Origin of the sequence: Symmachiella dynata (assembly GCF_007747995.1) — a bacterium.
Classification (GTDB): Bacteria; Planctomycetota; Planctomycetia; order Planctomycetales; family Planctomycetaceae; genus Symmachiella; species Symmachiella dynata.
The window spans coordinates 6,108,473-6,124,159 of sequence record NZ_CP036276.1; the positions used below are offsets into that span (position 1 = coordinate 6,108,473).

Genomic DNA, 15,687 nt, shown 5'->3' on the forward strand with positions numbered 1-15,687 from the left:
AACAGTTAAGATGAATCGTCCCGCCCAACGTATGTAGTTGAAGGAGTCGCACGATGTCGACGACCACGCGCTCTGTTGAAGTTCCCGCTCCCGTCCGCCAAAAGTTGCGCGATGTCCGGGGCCGCAATACCAAGTTGCGTTTTCTGGCCGGCGCGATGACTGCGCTCGCGGGGTTCTTGGCGGTAATGATGGGCGCCATGTTAATCGACTGGCTGTTCACGCTGTTTAGCACCTCCATGCGTACGCTGTTGACGGTGATCTCGTTGTCTGTCGGTGGCGTGTTATTGCTCGCTTGGGGGCTGCGTCCACTGCTGGCGCGGTACCAACTGGGCGACGTGGCCCGCGAAGTCGATGAGGCCGTTCCGGAACTGGAAGAACGTTGGTCAACGGTCGCGGAGTATTCCGAAAATGACGACCCGCTGGAAATGCGGGGCGCAGAGGCGATGATCCAAAAAGTCGCGAGCGAAGCGGCCGATCTGGACTCTGTGGTCACAACAGATGCAGTCGCTAAAACCGACGGCGTGCGGCACGGTGCTTATATTCTGGGCGGCATCTCCGCCATGTTGTTGTTGGCCATGGCCATGGATTGGCAGCAGACGTCGGTGTTGATCCGCCGCTTTTGGATGCCCGCGGCCAATATCAGTGTGACCCAAGTCACAGCCGTCACGGGCGACACGCTGGTCGGCCAAGGCGAACCGCTGCACTTACAGGCGACCGTGAAAAACCGACCGCAAACCTCAGCGCTGTTGTTCATGCGCTATGCCAATGGAGACGCGCCCGAACCTGTCAAGTTGTTTCCTCCCGGAAAAGGGGACCAGACGACTTTCACGCATGAAGTGCCGGCGGTCGAAGAATCGTTCGAATACCGCATCCGCAGCGGTGACGGCCAAACGGCGTGGCACAAGGTCACGGTGGTCGAACGTCCAAGAATTGCGGCGATTGATTTCCGTATCACTCCGCCCGCCTATAGTCAATTGGCGGCAGTGCACCAACAGGGCCTGCCTCGTAAAATCAAGGCCTTGGAAGGCAGCCGACTGGAGGTTTCCTTTCAAGCCAGTACAGCCTTATCGACGTTTGAAATGCTGCTGGGAGATGACCAGTCCGCCATGTTGTCGGCGAACGGCGATGGGAAGTATGTTTTTTCCACACTGCTGACCAAACCGCTGACTCTCTCGCCGCTATTGACCAGCGAGCATGGTTTGAAAAACGACAGCCCGCCGACCTGTCGCGTGATTGTGTATCGCGACCGCGCACCACGTGTGAAAGTCACCACCCCCGACAATGAAATCGCCGTCCGCCCCGATGACACGGTGACCGTGGAATTCGCCGCCAAAGATGATTTCGGCATCACGAAAGCCGAGCTAGTCGTCTATGACGGACATGGCCCCGATGCAAAAGAATTGAAGGTCATTGAAATCCCGCTCGACGACCAAGAAGGAGCCGAAGCAATCGCCGGTGAAGTCGACTTGGAACTCAAGGAGTTCGACCTCAAGCACGGCACGGAAATCAGCTACGCCGTACGGGTCTTCGACACCAAACAAACCATGACCGACACACGACCGGACCAGGAAACGGCTGTCGCCGACACGCAATCTGACCAACAACCGAGCGACACCAAAGCGGCGTCCGATGCACAACCCGCGGACCAGAAACCGCACCCCCCGACAACCAATCCAGAAAACCAAGATCAAGTCGCCAGCAATGATCCAGCGGCAAACCCCAACGCCACGAACACTGACAATCCTGCAGCCGATACTGAATCGGGATTGTCAAATGATCCCCCGGATGCTTCATCCCCACAGGATCAAGCATCGACAAAACCGAATAACGAGACGCCCGACGAAAACGACGGTAAAAAAGCTGGTGAAAAAACAGGGAACACAACAACCGGGCAATCCAAGCCAGCACAAGACCCCACGGGGACAGAGCCCGGCGAATCCCAAGAGAAACAGCCAACCGATCCGTCCCAACCAGCTGCTCCGTCTCAACCGGGAGATTCCCAGCCCAATGCAGCGAAGAAACCTCCTCAGCCGGGCGAAGCGTCGTCAGCTGGCTCGCAGAATTCAAAAAGTCCCCCAGCAAAACCTGAGGAGAACGACCCGCAGAAACCAGGCGGCCAACTCGCCGGTGCCCCCAAACCGGGTGATGAGATGACCCGCCGAATGTTGGATGTCGGCCAACGCAGTTCCAGCAAACCGCTGCGGCTGATGATCGACGAATGGGCCGGTTCGTTCGCCGGGCAGGCTCGCGAAAAACTGCAACTGCAAATCGACCCGGTTTTAAAAGAATTAGACGAACAACTCGCCGCTGCCGAACAACGCGTCAACCCGTTGGTCTCCGGCAGCCCCGACACGAATTGGGACGCGGACAAAGCCGATTCGGCCGGTCAAGCTGACGGACATCTCGCCGCCGGTGAAGCGACGATTCTGAAATTGCGTGAGAAGTCGGTCGATACGCCGTATGCGTTTATTGGCCTGCAGTTGATCAACATCGGCCAGGAACACGTGGGCCCGGCCCGCGAACACTTGGCGGCAGTCACCGCCGAAACGGCGGAAACGCGCGGCAAAGATTTGCAGCGTGCCCAACACCATATCCGCCGCGCCCGCGAATTGCTGGAACAACTGACGCATAAGTACGAGGTAGTAAAACTCAACGAAAAGCTCGATGAGACCATGGCGCAAATCAAGAAAATGCACCAGTTTTATGTCGAAGGAACGTTTGCGCTACTGCAGTCCAAAAAGCCGACACTGAATCCCAAGAGTCGCAAGTTTCTGGAATTCGAAATGGACGAAGAGTTTCGTAAGAAATTTCAAGAACTGTTGGAACGCAAACGAGACATTCAAGCCGAGCTGGCCAAGGCCTTGGCCAACGATCCCCGCTTGTTGAGGCGGTACATGGCGGCCACACGGTTACAGGCCGACACACTCAGAGATCAGTTGACGATCCTCGCGCGGCGGCAACAAGAATTGAACAAACAGGTCGCTGCGTGGGCCAAACTGCCCGAAGCCGAACGAACCGAATTGGCCAAACAGGATATTCGATCGTGGCAACTACGTTCTTCCACCGAAATTGCCGCGGGGGCAGCGACGATGCTCGATAACTATGTCACTTGGATTCCGCTGGACTTGGATGTCAACGAAGGGGAATTGGCAAAAATGCAAGAAGCGGCAACGATGTTGGCCACCACGGCACGATCGTTGACCGATGCCGCCGCCGGCAATGACGCTGCGGACGCGCGGGAACAAGCAGAATCCTTGCACCGACAACTGAAGGAATTTCAAACGCGGTTGCCGGAAATCATGAACGACCATCCGGAACATAACCGTTTGGCGATACACGTCGCGAATCGCCTGGCGGAGGTGAAAAAACTCATCACACAAACCTCCGGATGGGTCTATCAGGCCAATACAGTCGCCGACGGCTTACATCATCTGGCGGCCGATGTCGAGCAAAACCGCATCGCCATCGATACGGCGCATCTGGCTGTCAAACTGGAAAGCCTGGAATCGACGCTGGCCGGCATGCCGGATCATCTGATTCAGCTAGCGCAAGATCTGTTTGTGACATTCGACGAATATCTGCTACCCGATCTGGTGGCAACACAATTGGCACTGCAACAAAACCAAATGCCCAAAGCTGTCGAGCAACAGGTCACCGTCTCCCAAGATTTCGCCCGAGCCGAAGAGCAACTCGACGAGATCATGGACGGCATCATTAAAGTGCTGGACGCCGCTCCGGCGAATGCCAAGCTCGAGGGAGGGGACAATTTACGGGCGCAGACTCTGGAAGAATTACTGGCCATGCTCGAAGATGAAAGATTGGCGGCAGAAAATCTAGGAATTCCGCCCCGCCCCAATAACATCAACATCGAAAAAGATTGGCTCGCTCCGAATAGCGGACAGGGCGGCGGCATGGCCGGCATGGCCCAGGGGCAAGAAGCCGCCAAGAATTTATCCAAATTGCAACAAGAACTGCGCAAAGCCAATCGGCGATTAAAACAAGTGGATCAGTCAAAGGCGAATCGCAAAAATCGCCGCGATCAAATTCGCTGGAATACGCTGGCCTCGGAACTGGAAGACAAACTCCGCCAAGGCCGCGGCCACACCCCCCCGGAACAATACCGCCGCGCCATCGAACGCTATTTCGAAACCATCACCAAAGAGGATACCGCCAACCCGTAGGATGCGTCGCGACGCACCTTTCTCGCATAGGACGAACGACGTACAACGTCAGTGAACAGCTCTGGTCAAGGAATCCCCTCCAGGTAACCTCCCCGAATTTCCCAATTGAAAATCTCAACAACCGCGGGGAACAGAAATCCCGGTTCACTCGGCGTCCCGTGCAGCGGTATTAGCCCCTGCGGGTGTCTCGGCCAATCTGACAATTTCACAAACCGATGGACCAGCCGATGCGGAATTTGTTTGCGGGCATCCCCGCTGAATTGCCCGACGAACTCACTCAAACGGTGCTCGACGCCGCGAACGTTCGTATCGAACGGATTGTCTCCCACGGCCAAGCCAGCCCCGCCGGGTTTTGGTACGATCAATCCGAGCACGAATGGGTCCTGGTGTTGCAAGGGGCCGCCCGGCTGTTGTTCGAAGGGGACGCTGCACCGGTGGAAATGCACGCGGGCGACTACCTTGAGATCCCCGCGCACCGTCGGCATCGAGTGGAGTGGACGCCCCCCGACGAACAGACCGTCTGGCTGGCCGTTTTTTATTCCGTGGGATAGCACCGGCGGGTTTCCTAGCCATATTTGTGCTACGATACTCGGCTCCCGCGGGAATTCCATGGGGGCACCCGGTGATACACCGTCTGGCATTCTTTCAATTTCCGACGAGACATCATGAAACCATTGATGCGTCGCGGTCTGGCAAATTTCTATTATCTGCGGCGGCCGCTGTTTCGCTTTTCGCTGTTACTGCTTGTGGCGGCGGGGCTGGTCGTGGTGGGGGGATTGTGCTTTCACGACTATTATCGCCACCAGCAAATGAGTTATAGCGAGGCGTTCTATACGACGTATTGCTTGATCTTCATGGAGCATATTTACGAGTATCCTGAGCATTGGCTGCTGCAGTTGTATTATTGGGTATTGCCGCCGCTGGGACTGGCGGTGATTCTCGACGGCATTGTGCAATTCAGCTACCACCTTCTCCGGCGCGACGAAAACAGTAAGGAGTGGATGCAGGCCATGGCCAAGACCTACAACGATCACGTCATTTTATGCGGATTGGGACGCGTGGGATTTCGGATTCTGGAAGAACTTCAACATCTCGGCGAGCACGTGATCGTGTTGGAGAAAAACGCGGATTCAACCAACATTCCTTATGCCAGAAAACGCGGCATTCCGCTGTTTGTAGGTAGCGGTCGCGAGGAAGGCATTCTGGAAGAATTGAATCTGGCCGCAGCCAAGTCGATTATTCTTGCCACGGACGACGACTTAGCGAATCTGGAAATGGCCCTCGATGCCCGAAAGCTCAATCCCGATGTCCGCATTGTGATGCGGATGTTTGATCAGGATCTCGCCTCTAAAATTCGCGAAGCCTTTGGCATCGATCTGGTGTTTAGCACCTCGGCGGTGGCGGCGCCGCTGTTTGCCACCGCATCGACCGATCGTTCGATCACCAACTCGTTTTACGTCGACGGCAAACTGCTGGTGGTGGCTGAAGTCGACGTGGCCGACAACTCGACCCTGGTCGGCCGCGACATCCGCACGCTCCGCCGCAAACACGACATCTATGTGATCACCTGTAAACGCGCTGGCCGCTCAGATTTCTATCCCGAAGGCGATCTCAAACTGGCCGTCGCCGACCGCATCACCATTCAAACCGAGCCGGCCATGCTGAAACAGATCCACCGTTGGAACGGCGGCGAAGTCGTGCATTGAAGGGCATTCTGCTTTTGAAGTCCGCTCTCCCAGCTTTTTCCTTCAAACAGAAGCTTAAGTCCCAAACAACCGTTTTGCATCACTCGGCGACTGGCCACGGTGGGCACGATTTTCCAGATTGGTTCTCCAAGACTCTGAGAGTTCCGGACAACTCGCCAATCGCAGGTCGTCCTCATGCCGCCTTGGCTTGGCATACATGACCGAACTGGCCCAGGAGAGGGTTAACTCGGGGTGGAGACGTTCGACGAGATCAAACGGCATGTCGGCCGCGATCTCGCCTTCTTCCAGGACGCGGAGGTACCATCCGGTGCGACCTGTTTTTTGGACCAACACCGACAGATTGGGGATGCCCCAGCGTTTCGAGAGTTTCCAACAAGGCTGACGCGGTTGCGAGACCTGCAATAAACATTGGCCCACACGGAATGTGTCGCCAATGCAACAGCACGATTCATCAATCCCCGAGACGGTCAAGTTTTCGCCGAAGCCGCCAGCGGGAAACTCAACGTCCTCGATCTCAGAATTCCACGTGGGATAATGACTCGCCGCATACGCCAGAACAGCTTTGTCGGGTCCACCGTGGTGTTTGGAGTCAGCCTGTTCGTCGCCGGCAAGATTGGTACGGCTTACAAAGACCGGACCCGGAACGGTCTGTTTGATAATAGCCGAGGTCCAGGGCTTAGCGGATTCGCCCTCGACATCGAACTGTTGAGGGCGGCCGATCTGAATAGATTCAATTCGTGGGGACATAGCGGATGATTTGAACTCCCAAAGGACCGCGAATTCGATTCAGTAAGCTACGATGGCTTGTCACCGGTGCCGAGCAAGCCCAAGACACCCAACGCATAAAAGGTATATTCCACGTCCGCTTGTTCATCCCAACCGGCGCCGCGAAAACCGCCGGCGGGAAACTCTAGCGCATTGATAAATCGCTCGACGGTGTGCGGTTTGACCACGTTGTCGATGCCCAAGTCCTGACAAGTCAGCAGTCCGGTAAAGGTCGACAGCGAATCGGAAAACGGGATGCGGGTGTTGGCCTGAAAACCTCCCTCGTCGCCGCGGACTTCCCGTAAGAACGCGCGGACATCTTGGTGGAATTCATCATCAAAGGCGTTGTACATCCGCAAGACGGCCACGGCAGCGGCGGTCGGGTTGGTGCCGCTGCGTTTCATAGGACCGATTTCCACAAACCCGCCATCTTCCCGCTGCCGATCATAGATGAATTGCACCAACCGCTCAGGATGGGGAATCGTGCGGCCGATCAATTCATAACACAGGGCGATCAAAAACGTATGATAGGTACTCCCGGCAGCCCCTTCATGGGTTTTGGCGTACCCGCCGTCTTCGGTGCGAAAGCTCTCTAGAAATTCCGCCAAATGCACAGGCCAGTCTGAATCGTGCTCGGCCAGTACGTCGATGCCGGCGGTCGTTTGTACGATCAACGCGCAGTACAACCAACTGACAATATCGATCACCGACCCGCCAAACGGATCGATGCTTTTCAAATATCCGGCAATCGGCCGGCAGTCGTCAGCAGTGATCGCCCCCATCACTGCTAGGCTGCGCACCGCAAAGGCGGAGTAATAGAGGTCCGATTCACGGGGAGCGTCCTCGTCACCAGGATCGCGCAGTTCTTCGGGAGCCTCCCGCCCGCAAAACCCGCCATCGGCGGTTTGCTGCGCCAGAATAAATCGGCGATGCCGAGCGCGCCGCTGCGGATCCAGTCCTGCCAATCCAGCGCTGAGGCGATTGCCTAGTTCGAGGAGATAAGGTTCCGCGGGCATGGTGGAGAACGGCCGTTTTCAACCAGTTGAAAAACTGGAAATCGCTAGAGGGTCTGCATTTTCAACGGGCCGTTAGGCGCCGACGGTTCCCAGAATCGGCAGGGGAGCGAGGACCGTCGTGGCGGGGGATTGCTGTGTGGACTCTTCGGCGAGAACCGTGTCGACCATGAAATACAACAATTGCCGCAGCGCATCGGGTTGTACGTCGTCGGCCAGTGCCTCGGCGCGTGCGCGGGATTTTTCGACCAGGGCATGCGCTTTGTCGAATACGCCGCACTCGTCGTAAATCCGCCGCAAGCGGCCCAAACGAAATCCTCCGTCGCCCTCTCCGGTGAGGATTTCCTCCAGTTCGCTCCGCTGCTGGGCATCGGCCGCTTCGAGTGCCATGGCCAACAACAACGTCGGTCGTAGCGAGAGGGCGTCTTGACCGGCGATTAGTTTATTATCGTCGTCGCCCTGCCAGTCCTTCAGGTCGTTGAGAATCTGGAAACCCACCCCCAAGTGCCGGCAAAATGCGGGGATCATTTCGCGGTATTCGTCGATCGCTCCCCCCATCCGCAGGCCAGCAAATAGCGCTGCCTCGAATGCGGGGGATGTTTTGAGGGCATAGATTTTGAGAGCATCGATCGGCGTGAGATCGATTTCGCCATTGGCTTGCCACCGCATCTCGGCGCCTTGGCCGTCGCACAATTTGATATGTGCTTTCGCCATGCTGTCCAACACATCAGCAACCACATCACCCCCCAATTCCGCAGCTCCACGGCTCACCAACCGGTAACCCAGGCCGATCAAATAATCGCCCACATTGATCGCCATGCCTGTGCCGTAGCGGCGATGCAATGTCTCTTGGCCATAACGGTACAGGTCGTCATCTTCGATGTCATCATGTGCCAATGACGCTTTGTGGAACGCTTCAATCGCAATCGCGCCGCGACGGACTGCGACTGGAATATCGATGTCATCTTCGAATCCCGCCGCCAAACCGCTGCTGCCACTCACCGCATCATAGGCAGCCAGTGTGATGAAGGGCCGCAAGCGTTTTCCGCCGTGCGCCAGCCAGTCGTAGGAGATGGCTTCGGTCGAGGCCAATGGGGAATCGACATCGGTTGAGGCCCCCGTACTGCGAATCGGCGGAACCAACTCGTCGAACTGTTCCTCAAACATGCGATTCGAAGCCCGCATCAACGGGATATATCCATTGGTCTGCGGTTCGGGAAGCGGTTCGTATTTTTCCAAACAGTCCCAAATCCACGATTCGTCCAGCGTGGTGTTTTTGCAATCTCCCGTATGCAGCGGCACCGCATACGAGGGGACGCCGGCGACCAGGACTTTGTCGATCGCCTTTTCCAACACGTTGAGACAAGCGACTCCCAAGATACCGTCGACATGGCCCGAGACAATAATCTTCAGGACAATCGGCGACCCTTCAGCAACCAGGACTTTGTACCCCAGTTGCTCGGCGCGGACTTTATAATCAGCGATCGAGCAGGCGCCGCATTTTTCGCAATCGAGACCGAACTCGTCGTAGTCGGCTGGACAGCCTTCGGCATGTTTCAAACAGTGCGGCAGCAATAACAAACGGCGGTCGAATGGTAAGGCGAGGAATTGGCGCTTCCAGTAGAAATTGCCAATGAGCACCATGACAAAGCCGAGGAATTTTTCCGGCTGATTGATCTCTTTGAGCAGCTCGTGGCCGTAAGCTTCCAACTCGCCTTTATTGAACGGCTTGCTTTTGTCGAGACGCTCCACGAAGCGCTCGGCCTCGTCGCGCATCGATTCTCGCAGTTCGAGCGTTTCTGGAACCGCTTTCAGGTGGCTGGTACTGCGTCGTTTCGCCCGCTTGACCGGCTTTGCCGAGGGACTGTTCGTTTCGCTGACCGTCGCAGTGGTCGCACCTTGATCTCGCCCGTGTGATTCGCTGGATGCGATCGTCAAGGAATTCTCCTTCTCTGTCGGTCAATCTGAATGCGAACTATGTAACGGAGTTTTGGTAGGGAACGTCTCGTCGCGAGTCGTCTGGCTATATTTCGCCCGCGCGCAGCCCAGGGCGGCTACGGTGAAGATTATCGGATATAACCTCTCAAAATACCACAATTTGGCGAAATAAAAACCAATAGGGGTCGTGCGAGCGAACTCATTTCCATCCACACAGCTTACCAGCCAGCCCACCCCGCGACCAGCGGCAGGGGATATCTCCGTTTCCGCCAATATTGCTTCAACCGCCAGCGCTGTTTCCTCGACACTTGAGGAAATACCGGCATTGCCGCCCCAACCCCCGTCGGAATTTTGCACCGATTTTATCCATTTCAGGCCTTGTTGCGCCTGCGGCGAGTCGTAACGCCCAGCCTCGGCGTAGGCTGCCAAGACCCGTGCCGTGCCGTAGACCGGGTTTTCATCATCCGGTGAAAACTGATTGCCAAACCACAGCGGCAGCCAGGAGCCGTCAGCCCGCTGGACTTTGCTCAAGTAGGCAAACCCCCGCTGGATGGCCTGAGCGGACCGTGACAACAACGCAGGCTCCGCCTCCGGTTGCCGTGACTTCCAGGCGAGCAATGCCCGAATCGCGTGTGCTGTCAAATCCGCGGCGCTGCGGTCGAATGGCAAGGCGCCCCAACCGCGGCAAAACGTGGGCCAGCCGCCGTCGCGATTTTGCAAATCCAACAACCAATTGACCGCAGCCGCGAGTGCCTCCGCTTCGTCGGCGGGAATCGTTTCCTCTGTGCGCAATTTGAGTAACGCTAAGATGGCCCCGGGCGTGTCGTCCGCATCCGGCACGCCGCCCGATAAATCGGTCCACGCCCATCCGCCCGGATCGGCATTGGTGTAGGGATGCACCTCGCGATATTGCTGCTGCAACAGCCAATCGCGAATTGCTGATTGGTCCTCGACGGAGAGATCGTCTTGCAAAGCGTTCACCGACAACGTCGTGGTCCATGTCGCAAGATTTGTATCGATCGGCCAACTTCCGTCTGGGCGAACCGAGTCGCGTAAAAACTTCACCCCTTGTCGCACCACCGGATGATCCGTCAACCCGCAGCCCGCCAAACTCATGGTGACGAAACTCGTCAGCGGCGCTGCTTCGAGAAATCCGCCGCTGGTCGGTTGGATTTTCTTTAGCAATCGCAGACTCCGCCCAATCGCTGCCTGCCGCAACCAGCGCAACGGCAGAAACCACGGTTTGCGATGCTGAAACCGGACTTGTCCAATCGCAATCAACGCCGGCAAGGCATAGCTAACGACCGGCAGTCGTATGGTCTTATAGAATTGGGGCGGGATGCAGGCCAATTCGAACGGCAGTGCGGAGACCTCGCTCCAATCGACCAAACCGGCCAGGGCGCAGTGCGTCAAAATTGGGACCGAAAATGTCTTGTCTTTTCCATAACGCGCAATGACCGCTGGGACTCCGCCTGCGGTGTCGATGTAATCGCGAGCAGCGGTTACGGTCGTGGAAAACGTATCTACTGTGCCGGTTGCGTGAAACACCGCGTGGGCCAACATCGTGGTCGAAATGTTGCTGAGGCTTTTGACCGTATCGCCCCACCCGCCATCATCGTTTTGGTGATCCACCAACCACTGCAACCCGCCATCAATCAAATTTTGATCGTCCTGCGTCGCTGGTGTGCTGTGTTGCTGCACCATGTGTAGCGCCATGACCGCTGTTGCAGTCGAGAGCGCCGACGTCGACAGCTCTCCTTCCCAATGTCCGGCGGCATTGCGTTCGGACAACAGTCTCTCCGCTGCCGTTTGATAACAGCCTTCGATGCGTTCGAGAGTCAGGGGGGATTGTGCAAACACGGGTGGGCCGCATGCAGACAGTAGGGTCCGCTGTGCGGACCGTGCAAGGAATTTCGGTCCGCATAGCGGACCCTACGACTACTTAAAAATCGAGGTCATCAAGACCGTCAATCAGGTCGTCGAGTTGATCGCGCTTTTGCGGTTGGGAATCTTGACGTTTGGGAATGCCGACGGTCATTCCCACCGCATCCCGTCCATCTGCAACCAATTCGGTATCGCGTTCCTGCGCCGCCAACTCCATGGCTGACGGGGCGCCAAACAGTTTGGAAAGATCGATCTTGAGATTTCCAATGCCCCCTTCTTCCGAACCGGCAATCGCGGGGGTTTTGTGACCGGGAAAGATGATGGCATTCTCGGGGCAAACACGACTGCAGGCAGGGCAACCTTTTTTACAGTTGTCCTGTTGTTCGACCAAAATCCGTTCCGCTCCATCGACGCCATACACCCCAAACAGACAGAAGTCGATGCACTCCATGCAATTGGTGCAACGGCTGTAGTCGATCACCGGATACCAGCGACGTTTGACCGGACCACCTTCGAGATCAATGGGACGGTGACCATTGCTGTCAGCGGGGCTGTGCCCATTCCCATTTCCATTGACCGGCTGTCCGTTGCCGTTTTCATTTTTTTGCGGATTCAAGTATTGCTGCATTTGGTCGGGGCGGGGCGTGCCGCCGATCCAGTCCAGCAACTCAACGGTTTGCACAGCAGCGCTGTTGGCGATCCGCTGGATCTCGCCCAGAAAATCGGCCGCTTGATCCCGGGCGCGGAGATCGATTGTATAGATTTTTCGGTTGGGAACATCTCGAGCGCCGATGGCATTGGCTGACGGTTGCAATTCTTCCTCGTCGACCTCTTCTTCCTCCTCGGACTTCAGCTCGCTTTTGCCCTCTTGTCCGCTGATGCCGTTGCGATCCAGAATCCAACGCGAGGCACGGGGGTATAGCCAGGAGAGCACGATCAGATCGCCGGGGACCGATTTGAGGAACAGCATGCCGGGATGATCGGTGGTCAGATCATACAAGTGAGGAACCAGCGACACCTCCACTTTGCCGTCGAGCATGAGTTGCGTGGCGATATCTTCTTCCAAAGCCCGCAGTTGGGGATTTTTGCTTTGAGCCTGGGAGATAACCACCGTAATCCGCTGACCTGCCATAAGTCGCCGCCTCTGTCGTAAAAATTCCGCCTGCGGACATCGCAGCCGCCTGCCTCGATTATAAACAACCGTGAGCGTAACCTGTAGCCCGTGGTGCGACAAATGCTGTTACGGATGTCATTGTCCAAAAAAGAAACCGCATTCCCTGACCAGTTTTGGGGCCGATTAGTCGTTCATTTGCCCCTTGATGATCCGCTGCGTCGCCTCCCATCCCGCGTCGAGCAATTCGAGATACTCCGCTGGCGCCAGCGTGGGGGCTTCGGTCGCAAACTCGAATAACCACCCCGCGCCATAATTGTCGGTGTTGATCAACGACGGATCATCCAACACCGCATCGTTGAACGCCACGAGACGTCCGTCGGCGGGGGCGTAGAGGGTGGAGAGCGCTTTGGAACTTTCGACCTCACCGACTTCTTGCTTTTTGCGAACAGCCGTATCCGCATCGATCGTCCAATCCAAAAAATAAACGTCCTGCAACAGCCGTACGGAATAGGCGGTGAAGCCGACGCGGTACACCTCACCCTGGGGTTGAAACCACAGGTGGCTTTCCACGTAGTTGCGATCTTGGGGAAACCGAGCTTCGTAGCTTCCCATCATAAAAATCAAATCATCGGACATGCATGTTCGCCGTGCGGAGTGGAGGATCGAATTGCGGATTGCGTACGGGGATGGTTAGCTGGGATTATCGACGTTCGGAGCGATCTCTTCAACGTCGACCATAAAATTCGCAGCCGGTTCTCGAAGCGGAAGAATCCAAAACACCGTCAAAGCACGTCCCACAAACGAAATGAGAAACAACAATTGATAAGGATCCGCCGTGAATTCCCATCCCATCGCAAGAGTTCCCTGCTCTGCCAATCTGGCGAACAGAAATCCACCCAGAATTCCGCTCACACCGGCAATCAACCCCGCTACATGCCGGAACAGTGCGATGTTGGCGGCATTGTCGCTACGCGGCGAAAGTTTGAGCATCAAATTGGGCGCTGCGATATTCACCGCTCCCCATCCGCCCCACATCACATAGGCTCCAAAAACCCACCACCACTGCGCGATCCCCGCTAGACAGAAAAACAGCATCGCCGCAGCCGTTGCCAGCACGCCCAGGATCAGGGCCGTCTTGTTGCCAAACCGGTCGGCGACGATTCCCGTCTTCCAAGAAATCGGAATTTGCACCAACTTCATCACGCTGGAGAGCAGATAATAGGTGCCGAGCGAAATCGCCAACGGTCCATACAAAAATTTGAAGATCACCACCTGCGTCAGCCCGGACCAAAAGGCCAACCACCAACTATAAAAACATAGCCGACGAAACGGCTGATCCGCGAGCGCCCGGCCAATTCCCTTTAGCGTCACCGATCCGCCCGTGAAGCCCCGACGCTGGTACTCCAAGTCCGCTGAGGATTCCCGTATGGGAATCGACCGGATGTGGAGCATGGGCCATAGCGACGCCAAGAGCAATCCGATGCCGAGGAGCATGGTCCCCATCAACGCCCACAGGGCTTGTTGATCGGAATAACTACTGCGCCAATATCCACGCGCATAACCAGCGGCGACCGGTACGACCAACAACACCACTAAGGTCGCAATTTGCCGCAACGCAAAAAACCGTCCCCAGCGACGACCGGGTACTAAATCGGACAACCACGAAAAGTAAGCGACGAATGCAACCGCCTGTGCCGCTTGAGCAATGGCCAAACAGCCGATCATAATCCAGACAGGATCAATGCCAGCCGGCCTGAGCGTGGGGATGGCCAGCAAGGGAATTCCACACAGCGCCCCGCGCGAAATCAATGAACAGACAAACCACGTCCGTTTACGGTCACCCAACCAACGGATAATCGGCCGCCCAGCGAGCGCCATGATGCCAACCGTTTCGGGCGTTGCCATCAGCACTGATAAAATAAATGGGCTGGCATTTAATTCCGAGGCGAAGTAGCTCAAAAACCCGCCCGAAGTCAGCGCATTGCCGGCCGTCCACAACATCGAATTCCACAGCACCGCGCGAGTAACGGCATCGAGGTGGTCGCTGGGCTTCACGAGGCGCTCCGTTGGCCGTATTGCGAACTTAGAAAGAAGAAGATCGGCAGTAATGCCACACCGATCATACCACGTTGTGTCGCAAATTGCAGAGACGCTGCCTTGTGACATGGTGAATAATCATGGTCAATTTCACCCAACAGGTTGTCACGGATTATTCACGAATCTCTTAGGCAAATCGGCCATAAAGCGGCGGGCCGAGGATCAGCAGCCCGACAATCACCGCCGCAATCGCCAGGACGAGCACGGCCGCAGCGGCCACGTCCTTGGCGGTTTTTGCTAATTCGTGTCGCTCAGGCGAGACAAGATCGACGATTACTTCCAGCGACGTATTGAATAACTCGGCGGAAATCACTAGAGCAATTGTGAGTACCAAGATGGCCCCATCCCGCGGCGGGATCTGTAACCAGCCCGCCAGTCCGCAGACGGTCACCGCAACTACGACATGAATCCGCAAGTTCCGCTCGTGACGCCACGCTTGCCACATTCCCGAAAAGGCGTGCACGAAACTTTGCCGCAGCGGCGTCCGTTTCATTCTGCTGCCCCTTCCAAGCCTCCGAATTGCCGCACCGCTTCGTAGATCACCGCTGTTGCTGTGCTGGCCAAATTCAAGCTGCGGACCTCTTCACGCATTGGGTATTGCAGGCAATGCCCTTCGTTTTCCTGTAGTAGTCCGGCGGGAAGTCCGCGGGTTTCGCTGCCGAAGACGACGACATCGCCTTGCCCGAACTCGGCGTCCCACACCTGTCGGCGGCCGAATTTGGTGATGTACCACCACGTGCGCTCAGGAAGCCGTGCGCGGATTTCCCGCAGATCATCGACCGCTTCCCAATCGACAAACTTCCAGTAATCCATCCCCGCCCGGCGAAGATGTTTGGCGTCGAGATGAAATCCCAACGGCCGCACTAACCACAACTTGGCTCCCACCGCGGCGCAGGTGCGACCGATGTTGCCGGTGTTCTGCGGAATGTCCGGTTGATAGAGGACAATGTGTAACAGCGGTTCACTTTTCTCAGACATCGCCACCACAC

At 56.6% G+C, this 15,687-nt stretch carries 12 protein-coding genes; 3 read left to right on the forward strand and 9 right to left on the reverse strand.

What is annotated here, in order from left to right:
- The first annotated feature begins 53 nt into the window (after window positions 1-53).
- From Mal52_RS23255 to Mal52_RS23265, 3 genes are all read left to right on the forward strand, one after another.
- Window positions 54-4,181 (forward strand): hypothetical protein, encoded by a 4,128-nt coding sequence (locus Mal52_RS23255; protein WP_145378911.1) that lies wholly within the window; start codon window positions 54-56, stop codon window positions 4,179-4,181.
- Window positions 4,182-4,408: 227 nt separating this feature from the next.
- Complete coding sequence (locus tag Mal52_RS23260; RefSeq protein ID WP_197534414.1) at window positions 4,409-4,732, forward strand: cupin domain-containing protein; 324 nt, start codon at window positions 4,409-4,411, stop codon at window positions 4,730-4,732.
- 114 nt (window positions 4,733-4,846) lie between these two features.
- Window positions 4,847-5,887, forward strand: a complete 1,041-nt coding sequence (locus tag Mal52_RS23265; protein ID WP_145378913.1) for a potassium channel family protein — start codon at window positions 4,847-4,849, stop codon at window positions 5,885-5,887.
- 54 nt (window positions 5,888-5,941) lie between these two features.
- Here the strand turns inward: Mal52_RS23265 and Mal52_RS23270 are convergent, their stop codons facing one another.
- The 9 genes from Mal52_RS23270 to Mal52_RS23310 form a co-directional block, all read right to left on the reverse strand.
- The gene (locus tag Mal52_RS23270; protein WP_145378914.1) at window positions 5,942-6,634 is read right to left on the reverse strand and encodes an MOSC domain-containing protein; all 693 of its coding nucleotides are present in this window, start codon (window positions 6,632-6,634) and stop codon (window positions 5,942-5,944) included.
- Window positions 6,635-6,681: 47 nt separating this feature from the next.
- A complete protein-coding gene (locus Mal52_RS23275) occupies window positions 6,682-7,668 on the reverse strand; it encodes a prenyltransferase/squalene oxidase repeat-containing protein (RefSeq protein ID WP_145378915.1) in 987 nt (328 codons plus the stop codon).
- A gap of 72 nt (window positions 7,669-7,740) precedes the next feature.
- Window positions 7,741-9,603, reverse strand: a complete 1,863-nt coding sequence (locus tag Mal52_RS23280) for a polyprenyl synthetase family protein (protein ID WP_145378916.1) — start codon at window positions 9,601-9,603, stop codon at window positions 7,741-7,743.
- Between the two features lie 21 nt (window positions 9,604-9,624).
- Window positions 9,625-11,463: a prenyltransferase/squalene oxidase repeat-containing protein gene (locus Mal52_RS23285; protein ID WP_231962425.1), complete on the reverse strand. Its 1,839-nt coding sequence runs from the start codon at window positions 11,461-11,463 to the stop codon at window positions 9,625-9,627.
- 82 nt (window positions 11,464-11,545) lie between these two features.
- Window positions 11,546-12,619, reverse strand: a complete 1,074-nt coding sequence (locus tag Mal52_RS23290) for an ATP-binding protein (RefSeq protein ID WP_145378917.1) — start codon at window positions 12,617-12,619, stop codon at window positions 11,546-11,548.
- 165 nt (window positions 12,620-12,784) lie between these two features.
- Window positions 12,785-13,237, reverse strand: coding sequence for a glycine cleavage system protein H (locus Mal52_RS23295; RefSeq protein WP_145378918.1), 453 nt, complete (start codon window positions 13,235-13,237; stop codon window positions 12,785-12,787).
- 54 nt (window positions 13,238-13,291) lie between these two features.
- Entirely contained in the window at window positions 13,292-14,656 is a 1,365-nt protein-coding gene (locus Mal52_RS23300; protein ID WP_197534415.1) for an MFS transporter, read from the reverse strand.
- Between the two features lie 169 nt (window positions 14,657-14,825).
- On the reverse strand, window positions 14,826-15,191 hold the full coding sequence (locus tag Mal52_RS23305) for a diacylglycerol kinase family protein (protein ID WP_145378920.1): 366 nt from the start codon (window positions 15,189-15,191) through the stop codon (window positions 14,826-14,828).
- Window positions 15,188-15,676 (reverse strand): tRNA (cytidine(34)-2'-O)-methyltransferase, encoded by a 489-nt coding sequence (locus Mal52_RS23310; protein ID WP_145378921.1) that lies wholly within the window; start codon window positions 15,674-15,676, stop codon window positions 15,188-15,190. The genes Mal52_RS23305 and Mal52_RS23310 overlap by 4 nt, the downstream gene beginning before the upstream one ends.
- Window positions 15,677-15,687 lie beyond the last annotated feature (11 nt).